At 65.1% G+C, this 21,615-nt stretch carries 15 protein-coding genes; 12 read left to right on the plus strand and 3 right to left on the minus strand.

All coding sequences use genetic code 11. The annotated features are described in order from the left end of the window. Positions 1-60: 60 nt before the first annotated feature. Both JQK15_RS17150 and JQK15_RS17155 read right to left on the minus strand, forming a co-directional pair. On the minus strand, positions 61-1,377 hold the full coding sequence (locus JQK15_RS17150) for a sigma-54-dependent transcriptional regulator (protein WP_214866581.1): 1,317 nt from the start codon (positions 1,375-1,377) through the stop codon (positions 61-63). Further along, entirely contained in the window at positions 1,374-3,131 is a 1,758-nt protein-coding gene (locus JQK15_RS17155) for a sensor histidine kinase (protein WP_214866582.1), read from the minus strand. Before JQK15_RS17155 ends, JQK15_RS17150 begins: the two co-directional genes overlap by 4 nt. Positions 3,132-3,388: 257 nt before the next feature. Here JQK15_RS17155 and JQK15_RS17160 point away from each other — a divergent pair, with 257 nt between their 5' ends. The 3 genes from JQK15_RS17160 (at position 3,389) to mqo (ending at position 8,045) form a co-directional block, all read left to right on the plus strand. Continuing rightward, on the plus strand, positions 3,389-4,729 hold the full coding sequence (locus tag JQK15_RS17160) for a dicarboxylate/amino acid:cation symporter (RefSeq protein WP_214866583.1): 1,341 nt from the start codon (positions 3,389-3,391) through the stop codon (positions 4,727-4,729). Between the two features lie 12 nt (positions 4,730-4,741). Further along, positions 4,742-6,223, plus strand: coding sequence for an alginate export family protein (locus JQK15_RS17165; protein WP_214866584.1), 1,482 nt, complete (start codon positions 4,742-4,744; stop codon positions 6,221-6,223). 97 nt (positions 6,224-6,320) lie between these two features. Further along, the gene (gene mqo, locus JQK15_RS17170; RefSeq protein WP_214866585.1) at positions 6,321-8,045 is read left to right on the plus strand and encodes a malate dehydrogenase (quinone); all 1,725 of its coding nucleotides are present in this window, start codon (positions 6,321-6,323) and stop codon (positions 8,043-8,045) included. A 57-nt stretch (positions 8,046-8,102) separates the two neighbouring features. Here mqo and JQK15_RS17175 read toward each other — a convergent pair whose 3' ends face one another. Then, positions 8,103-8,837 (minus strand): SDR family NAD(P)-dependent oxidoreductase, encoded by a 735-nt coding sequence (locus tag JQK15_RS17175; RefSeq protein ID WP_214866586.1) that lies wholly within the window; start codon positions 8,835-8,837, stop codon positions 8,103-8,105. A gap of 136 nt (positions 8,838-8,973) precedes the next feature. Between JQK15_RS17175 and JQK15_RS17180 the strand changes: the two genes are divergently transcribed. From JQK15_RS17180 to JQK15_RS17220, 9 genes are all read left to right on the plus strand, one after another. Then, entirely contained in the window at positions 8,974-9,879 is a 906-nt protein-coding gene (locus JQK15_RS17180; protein WP_214866587.1) for a dihydrodipicolinate synthase family protein, read from the plus strand. A gap of 14 nt (positions 9,880-9,893) precedes the next feature. Next, positions 9,894-11,069, plus strand: a complete 1,176-nt coding sequence (locus JQK15_RS17185) for a mandelate racemase/muconate lactonizing enzyme family protein (RefSeq protein ID WP_214866588.1) — start codon at positions 9,894-9,896, stop codon at positions 11,067-11,069. Positions 11,070-11,115: 46 nt separating this feature from the next. After that, positions 11,116-11,838 carry an IclR family transcriptional regulator gene (locus tag JQK15_RS17190; protein ID WP_214866589.1) on the plus strand — a complete coding sequence of 241 codons (723 nt, stop codon included), beginning with the start codon at positions 11,116-11,118 and terminating at the stop codon, positions 11,836-11,838. 169 nt (positions 11,839-12,007) lie between these two features. Further along, complete coding sequence (locus tag JQK15_RS17195; protein WP_251007825.1) at positions 12,008-14,653, plus strand: TonB-dependent receptor; 2,646 nt, start codon at positions 12,008-12,010, stop codon at positions 14,651-14,653. Positions 14,654-14,660: 7 nt separating this feature from the next. Next, entirely contained in the window at positions 14,661-15,611 is a 951-nt protein-coding gene (locus JQK15_RS17200) for a 2-dehydro-3-deoxygalactonokinase (protein ID WP_251007826.1), read from the plus strand. Next, on the plus strand, positions 15,608-16,843 hold the full coding sequence (locus JQK15_RS17205; RefSeq protein ID WP_214866591.1) for an MFS transporter: 1,236 nt from the start codon (positions 15,608-15,610) through the stop codon (positions 16,841-16,843). Before JQK15_RS17200 ends, JQK15_RS17205 begins: the two co-directional genes overlap by 4 nt. 19 nt (positions 16,844-16,862) lie before the next feature. Continuing rightward, positions 16,863-18,284 (plus strand): BNR-4 repeat-containing protein, encoded by a 1,422-nt coding sequence (locus tag JQK15_RS17210; protein ID WP_214866592.1) that lies wholly within the window; start codon positions 16,863-16,865, stop codon positions 18,282-18,284. A gap of 12 nt (positions 18,285-18,296) precedes the next feature. Beyond that, positions 18,297-19,253, plus strand: coding sequence for an alpha/beta hydrolase (locus tag JQK15_RS17215; RefSeq protein WP_214866593.1), 957 nt, complete (start codon positions 18,297-18,299; stop codon positions 19,251-19,253). Positions 19,254-19,375: 122 nt separating this feature from the next. Then, entirely contained in the window at positions 19,376-21,595 is a 2,220-nt protein-coding gene (locus JQK15_RS17220) for a S9 family peptidase (RefSeq protein ID WP_214866594.1), read from the plus strand. Positions 21,596-21,615: the final 20 nt, after the last annotated feature.

Genomic DNA, 21,615 nt, shown 5'->3' on the forward strand with positions numbered 1-21,615 from the left:
AAACATGTCTATGATGTTACAACATATCAAGCATTACATTTCTGTCATGTGGCTGGCGTCCTATCCATCCAGCCCGCGCAGCTTCCGCAGGTCGATGCCCAGCCGCCGGACCCGATAATAGAAGGTCTTGCGCGGCAGGCCGAGGCGCTCGATCGCCTGGCCCATGTCGCCGCCGGTCGCGTGGATCGCCTCGATGATCGCCATGCGCTCGAACGCGTCCATGCGCGCGTCGAGCGGCAGCGTCGCGCCATCGGCAACGGGTTCCTGCTCCAGGCCCAGCGCCAGCCGTTCGGCCAGCCGCCCCAGTTCATGGACATTGCCGGGCCAGTCATGGTCCAGCAGATGGGCCAGCACCGCGCGGCTGACCGGCGGCACCGCGCGGCGAAAGCGACGGGCGGCGGCATCGAGCAGATGGGCGAAGATTAGCGGAATATCCTCGCGCCGTTCGCGCAGCGGCGGGATGTGCAGCCGCACCGCCGCCAGCCGATAGAGCAGGGCCGGCTGGATTGTCGCCGCCTGGCCCTGCTGCGTCATGCAGCCGATCACGCGCAGGTCCACCGGCTGGGGTTCGCGCGCGCCGACCGGGCGGACCAGTCGATCCTCCAGAAACTGGATCAGATGCGCCTGGAGCGCCGGGCCGGACTGGTCGACATCGTCCAGGAACAAGGTGCCCTGATGCGCGCGGGCCAGCCGCCCTTCGAGCGGGGCGCGTCCGGCCAGGCTTTCGCCATGCAGGCTGGTCTCGGCGATCGCATCCGGCACGGCGGCGCAGGCGATGCTGACGAACTGGGCGCTGGCGCGGCGGCTGCGCTGATGGATCATGCGCGCGACCAGTTCCTTGCCGGTGCCGGTCTCGCCCTCGACCAATATGTCGATATTGGTGTCGGCCAGGGTCGCCACCATGTCGCGCAGCCGCTCGATCGCCGGGGAATGGCCGATCAGCGGGGAGGCGACGGCGGTATCGACCATTGCGCGCAGTCGGCGATTCTCGATCACCAGCAGCCTCTTCTCGCTCGCCCGCGCGACCGATGCCAGCAACGCGTCGGGATTGAAGGGTTTGGTCAGGAAGTCCCAGGCGCCGGCCTTGAGCGCATCCACCGCCATCGGCACATCGCCATGGCCGGTGACCAGGATCACCGGCAGTTCCGCGTCGCGGGCATGGAGCATCCGGAACAGGTCGATGCCTGACATGTGCGGCATCCGCACGTCGCTGACCACCACGCCGGGAAAGTCCGCATCGATCGCCGCCAACGCGTCGGCGGCGCGGGCGAAGGCGCGCACCTCATGGCCCGCCAGTGTCAGCGTCTGCGCCATGGCGGCGCGCAAATCATCATCATCGTCGATCAGGGCGATCGGACGGGGGGGCATGTCGGTCATGCGCGTTTCAAGCTCAGCTGGAAATGGGCGCCGGCCTCACTGGGCAGCAGGCGCAGCGACCCGCCCATGTCGGCCATGATGTCGCTGGCGATGACGAGGCCGAGCCCCAGGCCCGACGGGCGGCTGGTGACGAAGGGGGTGAAAAGCTGGCCCTGCACCGACGGATCGATACCCGGCCCATTGTCGATCACCGACAGCAGCACCGTCTCCGCATCGAGCGCGACCGACAGGCGGATCGTCGGCGCGGCCACGCCCTCCAGCGCTTCGAGCGCATTTTGCAGCAGATTGACCAGCACCTGCTCCAGCCGGATCGTGTCGGCCATCACGCGCAGATCGTCGGGCAGGTCCGGCAGGTGCAGGTCGACCCGTGCCAGCCGCGATTTGAGGATCAGTACGCTGCCCTCGATCGGCCCGACGAGCGGGATGGCATCGATCGCGCCGGTCGCCTTGCGCGAGAAACCGCGCAGTTCGGCCGTGACCTTGCCGATCCGGTCGGTCAGCCGTTCGATCGCCGCCATATTCTCGGCGGCCGCCTCGCTATCGCCGCGCGCGATCAACAGCCGGCCATTGGCGGCATAGCTGCGGATTGCAGCGACCGGCTGGGCGGTTTCATGGGCGATGCCGGCGGTGATCTGGCCCAGCGAAGCTAGGCGATTGGCCTGGCGCAGCCCTTCGCGCAGCGTATCGGCGCGCGTTTCGCTGGCGGCACGTTCTTCCATCTCCCGGCGCAGTTCGCGGGTGCGGGCCGTCACCATCGCCTCCAGTTCGCTGGTGCGGGCGGCGACCATGGCGGCCCGTTCGGCGCGACGATGGCCGCGCTCGCGCAATATCCAGATGCCGCCGGCGAGCAGCAGCAGCAGCAACAGGGTCGCCAGCCGCACCGTGCGCACGAAGCTTTCCACGCCATGCAGCGGCGTCAGCATGTTGAGCTGCCAGCCCGGTTCGCCGGCCGCGACCGATTGCCACAGCAGGCGGCGGCGCGGTTCGTCGGCGGGGCTGACGATCTGCCGGCCATCGGCATCGCCCATGCCCCTGAGCGGCACTGGCAGCAGCGAGCCGCGGCCGGACTGCAATTCGGCGCGAAAGCGCTGCTTGGCCTGCGCCGACAGCGGATGGATGGTGGTGAAGCGCCAGTCGGGGCGGCTGGTGATCAGGATGATGCCCTCGCGACTGGTGATGAAGGTGATCTCACCAAGCCGCGCCCATTGCTGTTCGATCCCGTCAAATTCCAGCTTCACCACGACATAGCCGCCGCCGCGCGATCGCCGCGACAGATACATGCCGGGCCGTTCGCTGATCGTGCCGAGGGCGAATTGCGCGCCCGATCCATGGGCGGCGGCGAGCTTGAAATAGTTGCGGAAGGAATAGTCCTGGCCGACGAAGCTGCGCTCGCTGCCCCAGTTGCTCGATGCGACGGTGCGCCCGGATGCGTCGAGCACATAGATTTGCGCCGCGCCGGTGGTGCGGGCAAGCGCCTGCAGCTTGCGGTCCAGCGCGCGCAGCGCGGCCTGTGATCCGGTGAGGCCGGCGACCAGGTCGCTGTCATCGGACAGGGCGATGGGCAACAGCCGGAACCGCTCGATCTCGCTCTTGAGATAGGCCTGGCGCAGGATCGCGGCGCCGCGCGTCTCCGCGCTCAGCCGGGCAATGGCATTGCGCTCGGCAACCTCGCCCGACAGCCAGAGCAGGCTGCTAGCCACGCCCAGGAACAGGGCGATCCACAGGATGCGATTCGGGAAGCGGGCGCCGTCCATAGCCCTGCATATCGCGCCGGCGCGCCATGTGCAAATTCCTGCACATTATGCAAAAGTGATGGGCAGATATCTGCACTGATAATGCTTTCTCGCCTGTGCCGGTGCATAATTAACATATTGAACTATAATGATTTAATTTCATTTCTCCTACAATTTGTCGCGCATGGCTGACAGCTCGATACTGGCCCCCTCAATTCCCGACCCGCCCAACCAAGAAGGCGGGAAGGCTTTTGGCGAGGGCCAGAAAGACAACTGTCATGCAGATTTCCGATTTCTCCGACACGCCGGTCGCCCGGCGTCCCTGGTATCTTCATCTCTATGCGCAGGTGCTGCTGGCGATCATCGCCGGCGTGGCGCTCGGCCATTTCGCGCCGCATCTGGGCGAGGCGATGAAGCCGGTCGGCGACGCCTTCATCAAGGCGGTGAAGATGGTCATCGCCCCGGTCATCTTCCTGACGATCGTCACCGGTATCGCCGGCATGCGCGACATCGCCAGCGTCGGCCGGGTCGCGGGCAAGGCCTTCGCCTATTTCCTCTTCTTCTCTACCCTGGCGCTGGTCGTCGGCATGATTGTCGCCAATGTGGTGCGACCGGGCGCGGGCCTCAACATCGATCCCGCCACGCTCGACGCCAGCAAGGTCAGTGAATATGCAGAAAAGGCGCATGACAGCACGCTGACCGGCTTTCTGACCGGCATCATCCCCGACAGTTTCCTGTCTGCCTTCGTCAGCGGCAATATCCTTCAGGTGCTATTCGTCGCGATCTTGTTCGGGGTCGCACTGGCACTGATCGGCGATCGCGGTGCGCGCGTGCTCGACCTGCTCGAAGATGTCTCGGCCGCCGTGTTCAAGCTGGTCGCCATCGTCATGAAGGCCGCGCCCATCGGTGCGTTCGGCGCCATGGCCTTCACCATCGGCAAATATGGCGTCGGCACGCTCGCCAATCTCGCCTTCCTGGTCGGCACCTTCTACCTCACTTCGGCGCTGTTCGTGGTCGTGATCCTGGGTCTGGTCGCCCGTGCCGCCGGTTTCTCGATCTTCGGCCTGATCCGCTACCTGAAGACCGAATTGCTGCTGGTGCTGGGCACTTCCTCATCGGAAAGCGCGCTGCCGGCCCTGATCGAGAAGATGGAGCGGGCGGGCTGCCCCAAGTCGATCGTCGGCCTGGTCGTGCCGACCGGCTACAGCTTCAACCTCGACGGCACCAATATCTACATGACGCTGGCCGCGCTGTTCATCGCGCAGGCTACCGGTGTCGACCTGTCGATCGGCGACCAGATCCTGTTGCTGGGCGTCGCGATGCTCTCGTCCAAGGGCGCAGCGGGCGTGACTGGTGCCGGCTTCATCACGCTGGCGGCGACCCTCTCCATCGTCCCCTCCGTGCCTGTCGCCGGCATGGCCCTGATCCTGGGCGTCGACCGCTTCATGAGCGAATGCCGTAGCCTCACCAACTTCATCGGCAATGCGGTGGCGACGGTCGTGGTCTCGCGCTGGGAAGGGAAGCTGGACCAGGCGCAGTTGCAGGCCGCGATGCGAGGCGAGGGCGGGGCGCCATCCCCGACGGCTCCCGCGCTCGCCAGCGCCGTCCCGGCGGAATGAGGCGCAGCCACCATGGTTCGTTTCTCCTGCGCGGCCGCGCGCCGCCCCATCGCCGTCTCCGCTCTCACTTTGACCACCCTGTTCGCCTGCCCCGCATGGGCCGACGACATGCCCGCTGAACCCGCTAGCCTCTATCCCGCCGATGCCGTCGGCGAAGGATCGGTATCAGGCGGTTATGCTCTGTCGCGCTGGGCGGAGGACTGGCGCAGCAAGGCCGATCCGCAGCAGCGCGACGACCTGTTCGATCGCCTCAAATATCTGCCGCTCGACGATGATGGCGACATCTATCTGACGCTCAGCGGCGAGGCGCGGGTGCGGGTCAATTACACGACCAACCTCAACCTGCGGAACGCCGGCAGCCAGCGGCAGGACATCAACCGGCTGGTCGGTGGCGCCGACCTGCATGTCGGGCCGCATCTGCGCTTCTATGGCGAAATCGCCCATGGCGGCATGTCCGGTGACAATATCGGCGCGCCGTCGGGATCACTGCGCAATGATCTGGTGCTGCTCCAGTCCTTCGCCGAACTGAAGGGCCGGGTCGCGGGCATGGACCTGGGCCTGCGCTATGGGCGGCAGGAATTTACCGACGGCCCCAATCTGCTGACGTCGCAGCGCGACAACAACACGATCCGCTATGCGCTGAACGGCGTGCGGGCCTGGGCACGGACGGGATCGCTGCGCATCGATGCCTTCGATTTCAAGCCGACCGCGCTGGGCAATGGCGGGACGGGCGACGACAAGGTCGAGCAGGGGCGGCGCTTCTCCGGCTTCACCGCCGGCATCCGCATTCCCGAAAAGGCGCTGGGCGGATCGGAGCTCTATCTCGATCCCTTTTTCTGGCGGTTGCGCACGAGCGAAGCGCTGTGGGGTGGCATCACCGGCCGGGTCGAGCGCTTCTACGCTGGCGCGCGCCTGTGGGGGGAGGTTGGCCCGGTCAATCTCGACTGGACCGTCAACCACCAGTTCGGCGATTTCGACGGGCGCGACATCAGCGCCTGGCAGCTTTTCTTCAACCAGAGCTACAAGCTGCCCGGCGACCTGCCGATGGCTCCGCGCATCGGCTTCCACGCCGATTATGCCAGCGGCGGCGGTACGTTCGAGGGCGGTACGCTGAAGGCCGCCTATGCCCCCTTCGGCAATAATATTTATTACAGCTACCAGCTGTGCATGACGCCGACCAACCTCAAGACGCTGGCGCCCAGCCTGACCTTGTCGCCGCTCAAGGGCGTGAAGGCGACGATGGAATATCAGTTCGCCTGGCGCGCCGATGAAAATGACGCGGTCTATCGCGCCAACAAGTCGATCTTCGCCGGCACCCAATCGGTCCCCGGCCACAAGATCGGTGAATCTATCCGCGCACAGATCACTTGGTCGATCACGCCGCGCCTGTCCTTTGTCGGGCGCTACGAGCATCTGGATGCAGGGCCGGTGCTTAGCCGTGCCGGTTATGGCAACAGCGATTATCTGGCCGGCTGGCTGAGCTTCCGTTTCTGAAGGTGGATGGGGTGGTGTGCATGACCTGACAAGCAAGATTGGCGAACGCGCATCCGGCCGCCCGGCCCCTTTCCACGCAGATTTGGAATCCACGATCATGACATCCTCCTCCAGTCCGGCGGCACCGCGCCGCCGGCCCCTGTTCAAGAAGATCCTCCTTACCCTCGCCATCCTCCTCCTGGTGCTGGCGATCGCCGCCACCGCCTTCCTGTTCCGCCCGATGGCCTCGCCGGCCGGCAAGGCGGCCGCCAATGACAAGCCGGTCGACGTGCTGGTGATCGGCGGCGGCATAATGGGCGTGACGCTGGCCACCTATCTCCAGGAAATGGAGCCGGACTGGCGGATCGACATCTATGAGCGGATGGACAAGGTGGCGCAGGAAAGCTCCAACGGCTGGAACAATGCCGGCACGGGCCATTCGGGCTTTGCCGAACTCAATTACACGCCGGAAAAGGACGACGGATCGATCGCGACCGAAAAGGCCGTCGATATCGCCGAGCAGTTCGAGATTTCGCGCCAGTTCTGGTCGCATGAGGTCAGGCAGGGTCGCCTGCCCAAGCCGACCGACTTCATCAATGCGACGCCGCATATGAGCTTCGTCTGGGGCGACGACAATATCGCCTATCTGCACAAGCGCCGCGATGCGCTGGTCAAGAACCCGCTTTTCTACGGCATGCAATATTCGCAGGATCCCGCGCAGATCCGCCGCTGGGCACCGCTGGTGATGGAAGGGCGCGACCCGCAGCAGAAGGTGGCGGCGACGTTCATGCCGCTCGGAACCGACGTCAATTTCGGTGTCATCACCACTCAGCTGACCCAGGCGCTGACCCGCAATCCCAATTTCAACCTGCAGCTTGGCCATGAGGTGCGCGGCCTGCATCAGAATGCGGACAAGACGTGGAACGTCACCGTCCATGACCTCAAGAAGAACAGCGACGCCGTGGTGAAGGCGAAGTTCGTCTTCATCGGCGCGGGCGGTGCCTCGCTCAAGCTGTTGCAGATGTCGGGCATTCCGGAATCGAAAAATTATGCCGGCTTCCCGGTCGGTGGCCAGTTCCTGGCGTTCGAGGGGGCGGCCGCGACCAGCCGCCACAATGTGAAGGTCTATGGCAAGGCCGAGGCCGGATCGCCGCCCATGTCGGTGCCGCATCTCGACGCGCGCAAACTGGATAGCAAGTCGGTGACCCTGTTCGGTCCCTTCGCGCTGCAGAGCACGAAGTTCCTCAAAAATGGTTCGTCGCTCGATCTGTTCGCTTCCATCTACAAGAATAATGTCGGCGGCATGATGAAGGTCGGCGCGGAAAATCTGGATCTGGTCCGCTATCTGGCGCAGCAGGCGACGCTGACCGATGCTCAGCGTCAGGCCGAATTGGTCAAATATTATCCCAATGCCAAGCGTGGCGACTGGAAGCTCATAACCGCCGGCCAGCGCGTGCAGGTCATCAAATATGATCCCAAGAAGGGGACCGTTCTGCAGTTCGGAACCGAAATCGTCACCGACAAGGATGCCAGCATCGCCGCGCTGCTGGGCGCGTCTCCCGGTGCTTCGACCTCGCCGGCGATCATGCTGGAAGTCATGCGCCGCGCCTTCCCGCAGCAGATGGCGACCAGCTGGAAGCCCAAGGTGGCGGCGATGGTGCCTTCCTATGGCCAGAAGCTCAACGCCAGCCCGGAGCTCACCAACCGCATCCGACGCATGACCAGCCAGACTTTGGGCCTGCCTTATGTCGAGGTGCCGGCGAGCCTGACTGGTGCGTCGCCTAATGCCGGTGCCAAACTGCCGGCGAAGCGCAACCTCAATTCGGAGCAGCAGGCGCTGTAACGACCGGACAGGGGAGAGGCTGGCGCGCGATCGCCAACCTGCTCCCTGTCCCTCAGCCTATCGGCGTGTGATGCCGGCGCCACCGTCCACCGGGAATACGCCACCGGTGATCCAGGCGGCTTCATCAGACGCCAGGAACAGCACCAGATTCGCGACATCCTCGACGGTGCCGAGCCGGCCGAGCGGATGGCGCAGGATATTGGCTGTCAGCGCGGCCGCCGGATCGGGCTGGCGGTCGAAGGAGGCGCGCAGCATTGCCGTGTCGATCGAGGCCGGGGCGACGCAATTGGCGCGAATACCGTCGGCTGCGACGTCCAGCGCAAAGCCCTTCATGAAGGTTTCGAGGCCGCCCTTCGATGCGGCATAGGCCGCCAGGCTGGGCGCGCCCATGCGGGCATTGATCGAGGAAATGAAGACGAAATTGCCGCGGCCTGCGCCCTGCATGGCGGGGGCGAAGGCCTGGACCAGGCGGACCGCGCCACCGACATTCACGTCATAGATCGCATTGAAGGCTTGCGGTGAGGAGGCGAAGATGTCCGCCTGTTCGGTTGCGGCGCCGGCATGGACGATGATGTCCGGCGGCCCAAGCCGTGCCAGCAGGTCGGCCGCGCCCTGCGCAATGCCGGCGTCGTCCGCCAGGTCGCAGACCCATGCCTCGTCCCCCGCATCGGGGGCGATCCGGTCCATCGCGACGACATGGGCGCCCTCCGCCTTGAAGCGGACGCAAACGGCCGCGCCGATGCCGCCGGCGGCACCGGTGACGAGAGCGATCTTACCGGACAGGCGGGGCATATTTTCTCCATTCGTATTTATAAAAGCAACATATCATCTAGGAATGCGCTCGCAATGGCATAATTCTGACAATGCCAGATTGACGTGTTGCTAAATGAGCGATAATTGAAGCGGAAACAGGAGAGGAAGGGGTTCCATGAAGGTCAGTGGCGTATATCCGGTTCTGCCCACGCCGTTCGATGCGTCGGGCGCTATCGACGATAGCGGCGTGGATGCGATTGTCGATTTCGTCGTCGATTGCGGTGTCGATGGCGCAGTCTTTCCAGGCCTCGCCAGCGAATATGACATGCTCTCGCTCGACGAGCGGATCGACCTGATCGGCCGGATCTCCGCGCGTATCGATGGCCGCATCGGCTTCATCATCGGCGGGTCCAGCCCGGACGTCGAAGAAAGCCTGGCGCTGATCCGTGCGGGCAAGGCGGCGGGTGCCGCCGGCGCGATGGTGATGACGCCGGGTGCGCTGGCCGGCGACAATGACGCGCTGGCCGCCCATTATCGCAAACTTGGCGAGGCTGGCCTGCCGTTGATGCTGCAAAATGCGCCCCGACCGATGGGGGCGGGCCTGAGCGCCGAGGATGTCATCGCCGTCGTCGGTGCCGTCCCCGCCATCCACTGGGTCAAGGAAGAGAATATGCCCTGCGGCCAGCGGATCAGTGCGATCCGCGCCGCCGCGCCCGATCATCTGCTGGGCGTGTTCGGCGGTGCCGGTGGACGTTACATCACCGACGAACTGGCGCGCGGCGCGATCGGCACCATGCCGGCGGCCGAACTGCCCGAGGCGCATGTCGCGCTGATGGCCGCCCATCTGGCCGGCGACGGCGACGCGGTGCGCACCCATTATGAACGGATGCTGCCGCTGTTGATGATGCAGGCGGTGTTCCGCTGGCGCCTGACCAAGGAAGTGCTGCGCCGACGCGGCCTGATCGCCAACGCTTTCACCCGCGCGCCCGGCCCGGAACTGGACGAGGGCGACCAGCGCGAGCTTGACCGCATCCTCGCGCGGATCGACGATTGGACCGGAATCGGCGTGGTGCAGGGCTGAAGGATATGGGCGCGATGGACGATGTGATCGAGCGGCTGGACGTCTTCACCGTCACCATTCCCCGCGACGTGCCCTATCTGGGCGCGCTGGGGCCGGGCGAGGAAGTCAACGCGGCCGGCTATATCGTCCGGCGCCGCAACGGCACCATCTATCCGACGGTTGACCGATCGGTGGTGGTGCGCGCCACCAGCCGGTCGGGACTGGTCGGCTGGGGCGAAACCTATGGCCTGGTCGCGCCGGGGGCGATCCACGAGCTGGTCGACGATGTCATCGCGCCAATCCTGGTCGGTCGATCGGCCCATGATGTCGAGGTGATCTGGGAAGATCTCTACGATCTGATGCGGGTGCGCGGCTATCAGGGCGGTTTCTGGCTGGATGCGATGGCGGCGGTCGACATCGCGCTGTGGGATATTCATGCCCGCGCCGTCGGCCTGCCGCTCTGCCGTGTCTTGGGCGGGCAGCGGCGCGAGACCATTCCGGCCTATGTCTCCGGACTGCCCGAACCGACATTGGAGGCGCGCTGTGTGCTGGCGAAGCGCTTCGTCGACCAGGGGTTCGACGCGATCAAGTTCGCCGGCGTGGTCAGCTTCGACGGGATCGAGGCGGAGGCGCGGGCCTTGCGTGCCGCGATCGGCCCCGATGTCAAGCTGATGGTCGACCTGCATTGGATGTATTCGGCGGCCGAGGCGGTGGCGCTCATCCGCCGGCTGGAACCGCATGACCTTTATTTCGCCGAGGCACCGGTCAAGCCCGAGGATGTGGCGGGGCTGGCCGATGTCGCCGCCCGCGTCGCGACGCCGATCGCGGCAGGCGAGGAATGGCGCAGCGTGTTCGATGCCCGCCCCCGGCTGGAAGCGCGGGCAGTGTCGATCGTGCAGCCCGAAATGGGCCATACCGGCATCACCCAGTTCATGCGCATCGCCCGGCTGGCAGAGGCGCATCATGTCCGGGTGATGCCGCATGCGACCATCGGCGTCGGTATCTTCGCGGCGGCCAGCCTGCATGCCGCCGCAGCGGTGCGCGACCTGCCCTATCATGAATATCAGCATTCGATCCTGCCGCGTTCGGCGCAATTGCTCGACGGGCGCCTGTCCTGCACGGCCGGCGCCTTTGCCTTGCCCGAAGGGCCGGGGTTGGGGGTGGCGCCGAACGCGGCCTTCTGGAACCATGTAACGCGGGGGCGGCAATGAAAGATCTGGGCTGGCTAAACGCCATGGTCGGACGCTAGAAACGGCCATGCGCACGAAAATCAACGCCCAGCCCAACCAGAGCCTGATCGATGGGATCACCACGCTTCAGGCGCTCGCTTCCTCGCCCGAGCCGATCGGCTGCCGCGAACTGGCGCGACAGCTGGATTCCGATCCGACCAAGATCAACCGCCTGCTCAAGACGCTGGCCTATCTGGGCATCGCGCGACAGACCGCGAACCGCAAATATACCGCCGGGCCGGGCATGCATGTGCTGGCGGCGCAGAGCCTGTTCGCGTCGGGCCTGATCCGTCGCGCCCTGCCGGAACTGGAGCAGCTGCGCCGCTACGGCCATACGGTGGCGATGGGCGTGCTGTGGAATGACAGTGTCTCCTATCTCTTCCACGCCCCGCCGGGGATCGAGGCGTCGCGCGGCCTGGGCCGGATCGGCCTGTTGCCCGCGACGACCAGCGGCATCGGCATCGCGCTGCTCGCGGAACTGGAGGATGTGGATGTGCGCGAGCTGTATGAAGGGCGCGACATTCCGATGTTCCCGGACGGCACCGACAGCCTGCTCGCCAAGCTGAGCGAGGTTCGTGCGCTGGGCTATGCGCGCGTCCATGTGGCGGATGAGCGCGACCATCATATCGTGTCCGTGTCGATGGGCGATCCGGTCCATGCCGGCATTGCCATGTCCGGCTGGATTCCCGAGGGGGCGACGGCGCCGCTCGTCGAGGCCCTGCGCGAGGCGGCGCAGCGCATCGGAGAGTAGGTGTTGCTTCATGTGATACAAATATGCCGCGATATCGATTTTATTCAGCAAAATTGGCCAATTAAATCGATATAGAAGCAACAAATTTCAGATTTCGGGATTGACACGTCGCTAATTGTGCAACAATTTCCCTCTCAGAAGCACAATGCTCGCACAGGAGGGGATGAAGATGCGCAAGGTAGCAAAATGCGCGAGCCTGTTGGTACTGGCCACCACGGCCGCGTTTCCGACGATCGTAGCCGCCCAGGAAACCGCAGAGCCGCAGCCCGCCCAGGCGGCGGACGGCGCGGTCGCAGATATCGTCGTCACCGGCATTCGTCAGAGCCTGAGCAAGGGCATCGAGACCAAGCGCCAGGCTGTCACCTTCGTTGACTCGATCGTGGCCGAGGATGTCGGCAAGCTGCCCGACCAGAATATCGCGGAATCGCTCCAGCGCGTATCGGGCGTGCAGATCCGCCGCTCGCTGGGCGATGGCACCAGCGTCTCGATCCGCGGCCTGCGCCAGAACCGGACCGAGGTGAATGGCCGCTCGCTGGTTAGCCCCTTTGGCCGTGGTCCCGGTGTGCCGGCCGATGCCGATTTCAATCCGCTGTCGCTTTATCCCGCCGAACTGATCAGCCGCCTGGAAGTCACCAAGCTGCTGTCGGCCGACCAGATTGACGGGTCGCTGGGCGGCACGGTCAACATCATCACCCGCAAGCCGCTCGACGCGCCGAGCACGATGGTCGCCGGCCGGATCGAAGGCAGCTATGCCGACATGCTCGACCGCAAGGGTGTCAGCGGTTCGCTGCTCTATTCGCGCAATTTCGATGATCGGTTCGGCGTGCTGGTGAATGTGACCGCATCCGATCGGCCGATCCAGGAAGACAGCTTCAACAGCTTCGCCGGCTTCCTGCCGCTGACCGGCGCGTTCGACCCCAATGGCGATGGCGTGGCCGACAATGATCCCAATGGCGACGGCCTGGCCGGCACCTATATTGCCGATCTGCGCTATCAGCGACTGCGCGAACGGCGCAAGCGACTGGGCGCCAATGTCGTGCTGCAATGGCGACCCACCGACGAACTGGAGCTGTCGCTGGACACCGTCTATGCCGCCGGCAAGGCCAAGCGCCGGCGCAACTGGTTCGCCGTCGCGCTGACCAGCAATGGCGCGGACTATGTCGACTACAGCTTCTCGCCCAATGAGGTGCTGGTCGCGGGCACGGTCCGCCGGCCGCTGCAGGGCAATGACGAGCGGCTGACGATCAAGGATGACTCGCTCTCCAGCGCGCTCAACCTGCGTTATGAGAAGGGGCCGTGGACGATCAAGGCAGAGGGCAGCTATTCGGACGCCCAGCTCAATTACAACCAGACCTATGTCCGCACCCAGACGCGGGCATCCTATCTGACCTCGTTCGATTTCACCGGCGGCGGTGTGCCGCAACTGACCCTGCCGTCGGGCGTCGACCTGCTCGATCCGTCGCTCTACAATTATTCCAACTTCTTCGATAACCGCTTTGAATCCAATGCGAAGGAATATGCCGGCCGGGTAGATCTGCGCTATGCGATCGAAAGCGGCGTGCTGGACTCCTTCGAGGTCGGCGGCCGTATCGCCAAGCTCAAGACCGCGCGCAATTCGCTGCTGTCACAGCTCACCTCCTCGGTCCGCCTGACCGATCGGGATGCGGCGCTCTATGAGGTCGGCAGCTTCCCCGATCTGCTGGGTGGCAAGGCGCCCTTCGCCCAATCCTATCTGGTCGGCAATCCGTTCGGCACCGGCGCGGACTTTGCCTGCGAGGCGATATTGGGCAGTTGCACGCCGCGCGTGCTGGACCCCACCGCCTCCTACAAGCTCGATGAAGTCACCAAGGCGGGCTATGTGAAGCTCAATCTGAAGGGCGATCTTGGCAGCATTCCCTTCTCCGGCAATATCGGCCTGCGTTACACCCGCACCGACCGTGATGCGGTGTCCGCGCTGCGCCGCGCCGACGGCACGTTCCAGCCGGTCACCGCCTCGCCCTCCTATGAGGACTGGCTGCCGAGCGCGGTGCTGAAATTCGACCTGACCGACAAGCTGGTGGCCCGTGTCGGTGCGGCCAAGGTCGTCAGCCTGCCGGACTCGCAGGATCTGAGCCCCGGCCTGCTGCTCAACCGCATCGTCTATACCGGGACCGGCGGCAATCCGAACCTCAAGCCCTTCCGTGCGGATCAGTATGACGTGTCGCTGGAATGGTATTTCCGCCAGGGATCGGCGCTGACGGTCGGCCTCTTCTACAAGGATATCGGCTCCTTCCTGACCACCCGCTCGACCTTCGAGGATGTGCCGGGCGAGACCCAGCAATTCCTGGTCACGCGCAAGGTCAATGGCGAGGGCGGCAAGCTCAAGGGCGCGGAAGTGATGTTGCAGCTGCCGTTCAACTTCCTGGATGGCTTTGCCAGCGGCTTCGGCATTCTGGCGAACTACAGCTATATCGACAGCAGCACGCCGTTCGTGAATGCCCGCACCGGCGCCACCCTGCCGCTGGAAGGGCTGTCCAAGCATAATGCCAATCTGGTCGGCTATTATGAGAAGGACGGGTTCGGCCTGCGCGTCGCCTATAATTATCGCTCGGGCTATCTCGACAGCGTGACGGCGGGTGGCGAAGGCTCCTTCTTCAAGCCCTATGAGACGATCGACGCATCGATCCGCTATGATTTCGGCGCCTTCGGTATCTATGCCGAGGCCGGCAACCTGACCAACGAGAAGCAGATCCGCTATACCGGCGCGCCCGAAGCGATCGCCCTCTATGCCGAGCAGGGCCGCCGCTTCGCCATCGGCGCCAACTTCAAGTTCTGAGGACGGGATGACTATGCTGATCGCGGGCGATTGGGGATCGAGCAACATGCGCCTCCACCTGTGCCGGGTGGAGGAGGGGCGGCTGATCCCGGTCGAGACGGTGCGTGGCAAGGGCGCCAAGGATGTGGCCGATCATGAAACCGCCTTCCGCGCGGCGGCAGGGGACTGGATCGACCGTCATGGTCCGATGCCGGTGCTGTTGTCGGGCATGATCGGGTCGACCATCGGCTGGCGTGAGGCGGCCTATCTGCCTTGCCCCGCCGGGCCAGAGGCGATGGCCGGCGCGCTGCTGCGGTTCGAGGCGGCGGGATGCCCGGTGGCGATCGTGCCGGGCCTGTCGTGCCGCAACATCTTCGGCCAGCCCGACGTGATGCGCGGCGAGGAAGTGCAACTGTTCGGCTGGCTTTCGGGCGTGGCAGATGATGATGCCGAACGGCTGATCTGCCTGCCGGGCACCCATGCCAAATGGGCGCGGACACAGGGACGGACGGTGCTGGATTTCGTTACCTCGATGCAGGGGGAAATGCGCGAGCTGCTGCTTGCCTATGGCCTGCTCGGTCGGTCGCTGGCAAAGCCCTATGATCCGGCCGCGCCGACCGACATCGCCGCCTTCGATGTCGGTGCCGGGCTGGTGGTCGATGATCCGACCTTGGCGATCGAGCATGGATTGTTCGCGCTGCGCAGCCGTATCCTGATGGGCGAACTGACCAGCGACGCCGCGCCTTCCTTCCTGTCCGGATTGATGATCGCTGCGGAGGTCCGCGACGCGGTCGCTGCCCATCGTGCGCGGGGCATGGCGGTGGACACCATCGTCCTGGTCGGCGCGGAACTGCTGGTCGATCTCTATGGCCGGGTCTGCGATCGCCTGGGGATCGCGACCGAGAAGGCGGCGGGCGACGGCACCGCGCTTGCCGGCCTGTCGGCGATCGCCGCGCGCATGGAGGCCGCCACCGCATGATCGAGGGGAAGGCCCGCAAGATCAGATGGGCGATCCTGGCGATGCTGTTCGCCTCGACCGTGATCAACTATCTCGACCGGCAGGCGCTTTCGATCCTGGCGACGACGGTGCAACAAGACCTGCATATGGACGACATTGCCTATGCGCGCGTCGTTCAGGCTTTCCTGATTGCCTATACCTTCGCCTATCTGATGGCCGGCCGGGTGACCGACTGGCTGGGCACGCGTCTGTCGTTAGCGCTGTTCGTGGGCTGGTGGTCGCTGGCGAACCTGCTGACCGGCTTCGTCCGGTCGGCAGGGGAGCTGGGCGCGGCGCGCTTCGCGCTGGGGCTGGGAGAGGCCGGCAATTATACCGCCGGGCCCAAGGCGGTTTCGGAACATTTTCCGCCCAAGGAACGGGGTATAGCGCTCGGCATCTATACGGCCGGCGCGATGATCGGCGCGACGCTGGCGCCGCCGCTGATCGCCGGCATCGCGCTGCATTTCGGCTGGCGCGCGGCGTTCATCGCCACCGGCGCGGCGGGGCTTGTCTGGCTGGTCGTCTGGCTGACAGTCTATCCACGCAGCACGCCGGAAGCCAAGGATGAGCGGATCAGCGAGGGCGCGCTATGGGCCCGTATCCTGCGCGACCGGTCGGTCTGGTTGCTCGCCGGCGCCCGCGCGGTCGCCGATCCGGTCTGGTATTTCTACCTCTTCTGGTTCCCCAAATATCTGACGGACATCTATGGCCTGACCCTGATCGCGGCCGCCTCCATGGCGTGGATCGTCTATCTCGCGGCCGACCTTGGCAGCATCGGCGGCGGCTTCTTCTCCAGCCGGTTGATCGCGCGCGGTGTGGCGCCGGCAACCAGCCGCATCATCGTGATGGGTGCGGCCGCGCTGGTGGCGCCGCTCGGCGCGATCGCGGCCAGCCATCCGGCCCTGCCGATCCTGTTCGCGCTCGCCTCGGCCGTGGCCTTCGCCCATCTGGTGTTCCAGATCAATATCAGCACGCTGATCGTCGATCTCTATCCCACCCGTATCGTCGCCACCGTGTTCGGCGTGGTCGCGGCGGGCAGCGGGCTTGGCGGCCTGCTCTCGACCCAATTGGTTGGCCAGCTTGTCGCGGGCGGCGCGTTCGAACGCAGCTTCCTCTTGATGGCGCTGCTCCATCCGATCGCCTTTCTGCTTGCCTTCCTGGCGCTGCGCAGTGCGCGCCGATCCAATGGGGAAGGCCAACTCGTCCACGCATAACAACAAGTGGGAGAGGAAGATGAAGCGTTTCTATGGACTGGCAGGGGGACTGGCCCTTGCCGGAACGGCGTCGGCCGCGCTGCTGCTGAGTGATGCGACAACGACCGGCACGGGTGCGGCGGCGACCAGCGCCATCGCCAACTGGGTCAGCCTGGGCAGCCCGCTCCAGGCGACGGCGGAAGAGCCGATGGCCGCTGCGCTCGCCGCCAGTATCAGCGTCGAGCGGGTACCGCGAGACGCGGATTCCTCCAACCAAGCCGCCTGGTGGGTGCCGATTGCGCTGGCGCCCGATGGCACGCTCTATGTCGCCTTCGACAGCCCGCCCGCGTCCGGCGCGGCCGGCAGCCACGAGGTGAAGATCGGCAAGCGCGACACGAGCGGCACCTGGACCTTCGCCGTGCTGCGCAATCCCGATGGCACGGTCTGGACCGAGGCGGACGATATCGGCCACAAGCAGCCGACCATCGCGGTCGATGGCGCGGGCATGCTGCATGTCTGGGCCGACATGCATAATCTGTCGGACGGCATGCGCTATTTCCGCGCCGATGCGCCCGGTGGCATGAGCTTCACCCGCCAGACCGATATCCCTGCCACCGGCCTCTATACCTATCCGGTGGCCAAGCGGGCGCCCAATGGCGACGTCTATCTGATGATCCGCAGCTATGATGCGGCGACCTATGATGGCGAAGGCGAACTGTATCGCTGGGCGATGTCTGGCAGCAGCGGCAGCTGGAGCCATGTCGGTACCTTTGCTGCCGCCAATGACGCGGTCGTCTATCCCGACGACATGACATTCGGCAGCGACGGCAGCGTCCATCTGCTGTGGGAATGGGCCAAGTCGCTGCCCCGGTCGCTGCGCCATTATGGCAGCTACCTGCGCTATTCGCCGACCGGCGGCGGCTGGAGCTATGCCGATGGCACGGCGGCGACGCTGCCGGTGGGCCTCGCCAATGCCAAGCTCTTCTTCCTGCCGCTCCAGTCGGGCGAGGTCTTCACCACCGACCAGACGCTCAAGGGGTTGCAGAGCGCCAAGCTGGCGCTTGACGATTATAATCAGCCGACCATCGCCTATCGCTATCGTCCGACCGACGGCAGCGGCGACGCCAATTTCGATGTGTGGCGCGTGCGCTGGAGCGGCTCCGGCTGGACCAGTCGGGAAAAAATCTACACGGCCAGCAACAATGTGCCCGCAGCGCTGGGCATATCGCGCACGGCGGCGGAGGTCCGCGTCTATTTCGCTACCACCGGCGAAGGGCTGCGACAGGGGCTCAAGACGTCGACGGCGTCCGGCTGGACGATCACCGACCTCGCGCCCGGCAAGGCCATAACCCGGCTTGCCACGGTGCCGCTGTCGGCCGACACCGACATCATCTATGGGGCCGCGCCGACCGATGTGAACAGCACCACCGGCAGCGTCTATCTGACGCAGGTCACGAACTGAAAGGGAGACGGGATGATCGGCAGTCGACGCGAATTTCTGGCGGCGGTGGCAAGTTCACCGTTGTTCGGCCGCTTTTCTGCGGCCACCGACGAGCCGACGCAGATCATCCCGCTCTGGCCCGATGGCGTGCCGGGCGGCAAGATACCGGCCATCACTGAAGTGGTGGACGACCAGATCGACACGCTGGGCTATCGCTATCGCGTTGGCATCCATGTGACGCGGCCGACCCTGTCCTGGTTCGCGGCGGCCAAGCCCACGGGGGCGGCGGTGCTGATCATACCGGGCGGCGGCTATTCGCGGGTCGGCATCGATCGGGAAGGCTATGAGTGTGCGCGCTGGATGGCCGACATGGGTATCCATGCCTTCGTCCTGCGCTATCGCCTGCCGGCCGATCGCTGGGCAGCGGGCGCCGATGTCGCGCTGCAGGATGCGCAGCGGGCGATGCGGCTGATCCGGGCCGGGCGCAGCGGCGGCTGGACCGTCGATCCGCAGAGGGTGCTGGTGCTGGGCGGATCGGCAGGCGGTCATCTGGCCGGGAGCCTGTGCATGCGGCCCAACGACCGCATCTATCCGATGGCGGAAAGTGCGGACCATCTGTCGGCCCGGCCGGACGGGGCGATCCTGCTCTATCCGGTGGTGACGATGGCCGGCGCCACCAATGGCGGCAGCCGAAGGTCGCTGATCGGCGACGATCCGACTGACGCCCAGATTACGGCCTATTCGCTGGACAAGATCGTGGCGTCGACCACGCCGCCGATGATCCTGTTCCATTCGGTCCATGACCGGACCGTCCCGGTCGACCAGTCGCTGACCTTGTTCGGCGCGGTGCGGGCCGCGCAGGGGGCGATCGACATGCATCTGTTCGACGAAGGTAGTCATGGCGTCGGCCTGCGCGGCGACCCGGCCCAGCCCTTCGCCGACTGGCCGGTGATTGCGCGCAAATGGCAGGTGCGGAATGGACTGGTCTGAGTGTCAGGGAGGCCGGTGGAAGGGGGACATATTCTTCCAACCGATTGATCTTTTCCGTCGCATCGCGCTAAGCCCGGCCGATATTGTGGTGCCCGATCGGGTGCTGCCCGGAAAGGATGAGCATGTCCCCATATCTGAAGGCCGGCGCTGCGTTGGGCGCCTTGCTGCTGCTTCCTGTCACCACCGCGCAGGCGCAGCAAAAGCTGACGCTGGAGCGGGTGTTCGCAAGCCCCGACCTTGCCGGTCCGCAGCCGCGTGCTCTCAAGCTCTCGCCCGACGGCAAGCTGGTGACCCTGCTCAAGCCGCGCGCCGATGAGAAGGAGCGGCTCGACCTGTGGGCGATCGACACCGCAACCGGCGCCGAACGCATGCTGGTGGATTCGAAGAAGACCGGCAGCGGCGCGGAACTGAGCGAAGCGGAAAAGATGCAGCGCGAACGCGACCGCTCGGTCGCTGGCAGTACCGGCATCACCAGCTATGACTGGTCGCCCGATGGCAAGACCATCCTGGTTCCGGTCGACGGCGATCTCTATCTTGCCGCGCTCGACGGCAAGGTCACCCGTCTCACCGACACGCCGGACGGCGAACTCAACGGCGTGGTCAGCCCCAAGGGCGGTTTCGTGTCCTTCGTGCGTGGCGGCAATTTGTTCGTGAAGCCGATGAACGGCGCCGAGAAGCAACTGACCCAAGGCGCCAGCGATACTGTCAGCTGGGGCGTGTCGGAATTCGTCGCGCAGGAGGAGATGGACCGGCGCACCGGCTATTGGTGGTCGCCTACCGATGCACAGATCGCCGTGGCGCGGGTCGATGAAAGCCCGGTCGGCATCGTCACCCGCACCGCGATTGGCGGGGAGGGCACCAAGGTCTATCAGCAGCGCTATCCCGCCGCCGGCACGCCCAACGCGATCGTCGACCTCTTCGTCATGAAGGCGGACGGCTCAGGCCAGGTGCAGGTCGACCTGGGTGCGGACAAGAATGTCTACCTCGCCCGCGTCGACTGGTCGAAGGATGGCAAGGCGCTCTATGTCCAGCGCGAAAGCCGGGATCAGCAGCGCCTCGACCTGCTCGCGGTCGATCCGGCGACCGGCAAGGCAAAGATCGTCCTGACCGAAACGTCGAAGAGCTGGATCAACCTCAGCAATAATTTCACGCCGCTGAGCGACGGCAGTTTTCTGTGGTGGTCGGAAAAGACCGGCCATGGCCATCTTTATCATGTGCGGGGCGGCAAATGGACTGCGCTGACCAGCGGCGAATGGGAAGTACGCGATATCGTTGGCGTGGATGAGGACAAGGGCCTGGTCTATTTCACCGGCAATCGCGACACGCCGCTGGAACAGCAGCTCTATGTCGCGTCGCTTGCCAAGGCCGGTCCACTCAAGGCGCTGACTGCCAAGGGCTGGTGGAACGATGCGGTGATGGATGGTGCGGCGAGCCGGATCGTCGTCTCGCGCCAGAATGCCGACCAGCCCAAGCAGGTCTATCTGGCTGATAGCAGCGGCAAGCAGCTGCAGTGGATTTCGGAAAATGCGCTGAAGGGCGATCATCCCTATGCGCCCTATCTGGCGAGCCATGCCAGGACCGTTTTCGGCACCGTCAAGGCGGCCGATGGCAGCACCCTCTACACCAAGATGCTGACCCCGCCGATGCAGCCGGGCAAGCGCTATCCTGTCTTCATGATCCATTATGGCGGTCCGGGTGCCGGGCGCCAGGTGACCAACACCTGGAGCGGTGCGCTCAACCAGTATCTGGTCGACCGGGGCTGGATCGTCTTCTCGATCGACAATCGCGGCACGCCCGATCGCGGCAAGGCGTTCGAGGATCAGATCCACCGGGCCATGGGCACGGTCGAGGTCGACGATCAGTTGAAGGGCGTCGAATGGCTGAAGGCCCAGCCCTTCGTCGATCCCAAGCGGATTGCCACCTATGGCTGGTCCTATGGCGGCTATATGTCGCTGAAGCTGGCGGAAAAGGCGCCGGGCACGTTCGCCGCGATCGTCTCGGGCGCGCCGGTGACGAAGTGGGAGTTTTACGACACCCATTATACCGAACGTTATCTGGGCCAGCCGCAGGACAAAGCGAGCGTCTATCCGGGCTCCGATGCGGTCGATGATGCGGTGAAGATCAAGGATCCGCTGCTGCTGATCCACGGCATGTCGGACGACAATGTCGTGTTCGACAATTCCACCGCGCTGATGGCCAAGATGCAGGGCGCGGCCGTGCCGTTCGAACTGATGGTCTATCCGGGGCAGACGCACCGCGTCGGCGGTCCCAAGATCAGCGTTCACCTCTGGACGACGATCGAGAATTTCCTGCGCGATCAAGGTGTCGATCCGGCCAAGTGAAGGCCGGGCGTGAGGAGTAA

The organism is Sphingobium sp. BHU LFT2 (assembly GCF_018604485.1).
Classification (GTDB): Bacteria; Pseudomonadota; Alphaproteobacteria; order Sphingomonadales; family Sphingomonadaceae; genus Sphingobium; species Sphingobium yanoikuyae_A.

Bases quoted from the DNA above. Each gene is read 5' to 3' on its own strand.
- JQK15_RS17165 (WP_214866584.1), top strand. From the start codon at position 4,742: ATGGTTCGTTTCTCCTGCGCGGCCGCGCGCCGCCCCATCGCCGTCTCC.
- JQK15_RS17155 (WP_214866582.1), bottom strand. From the start codon at position 3,131: ATGGACGGCGCCCGCTTCCCGAATCGCATCCTGTGGATCGCCCTGTTC.
- JQK15_RS17175 (WP_214866586.1), bottom strand. From the start codon at position 8,837: ATGCCCCGCCTGTCCGGTAAGATCGCTCTCGTCACCGGTGCCGCCGGC.
- mqo (WP_214866585.1), top strand. From the start codon at position 6,321: ATGACATCCTCCTCCAGTCCGGCGGCACCGCGCCGCCGGCCCCTGTTC.
- JQK15_RS17220 (WP_214866594.1), top strand. From the start codon at position 19,376: ATGTCCCCATATCTGAAGGCCGGCGCTGCGTTGGGCGCCTTGCTGCTG.
- JQK15_RS17200 (WP_251007826.1), top strand. From the start codon at position 14,661: ATGACTATGCTGATCGCGGGCGATTGGGGATCGAGCAACATGCGCCTC.
- JQK15_RS17215 (WP_214866593.1), top strand. From the start codon at position 18,297: ATGATCGGCAGTCGACGCGAATTTCTGGCGGCGGTGGCAAGTTCACCG.
- JQK15_RS17185 (WP_214866588.1), top strand. From the start codon at position 9,894: ATGGACGATGTGATCGAGCGGCTGGACGTCTTCACCGTCACCATTCCC.
- JQK15_RS17210 (WP_214866592.1), top strand. From the start codon at position 16,863: ATGAAGCGTTTCTATGGACTGGCAGGGGGACTGGCCCTTGCCGGAACG.
- JQK15_RS17205 (WP_214866591.1), top strand. From the start codon at position 15,608: ATGATCGAGGGGAAGGCCCGCAAGATCAGATGGGCGATCCTGGCGATG.
- JQK15_RS17180 (WP_214866587.1), top strand. From the start codon at position 8,974: ATGAAGGTCAGTGGCGTATATCCGGTTCTGCCCACGCCGTTCGATGCG.
- JQK15_RS17195 (WP_251007825.1), top strand. From the start codon at position 12,008: ATGCGCAAGGTAGCAAAATGCGCGAGCCTGTTGGTACTGGCCACCACG.
- JQK15_RS17190 (WP_214866589.1), top strand. From the start codon at position 11,116: ATGCGCACGAAAATCAACGCCCAGCCCAACCAGAGCCTGATCGATGGG.
- JQK15_RS17150 (WP_214866581.1), bottom strand. From the start codon at position 1,377: ATGACCGACATGCCCCCCCGTCCGATCGCCCTGATCGACGATGATGAT.
- JQK15_RS17160 (WP_214866583.1), top strand. From the start codon at position 3,389: ATGCAGATTTCCGATTTCTCCGACACGCCGGTCGCCCGGCGTCCCTGG.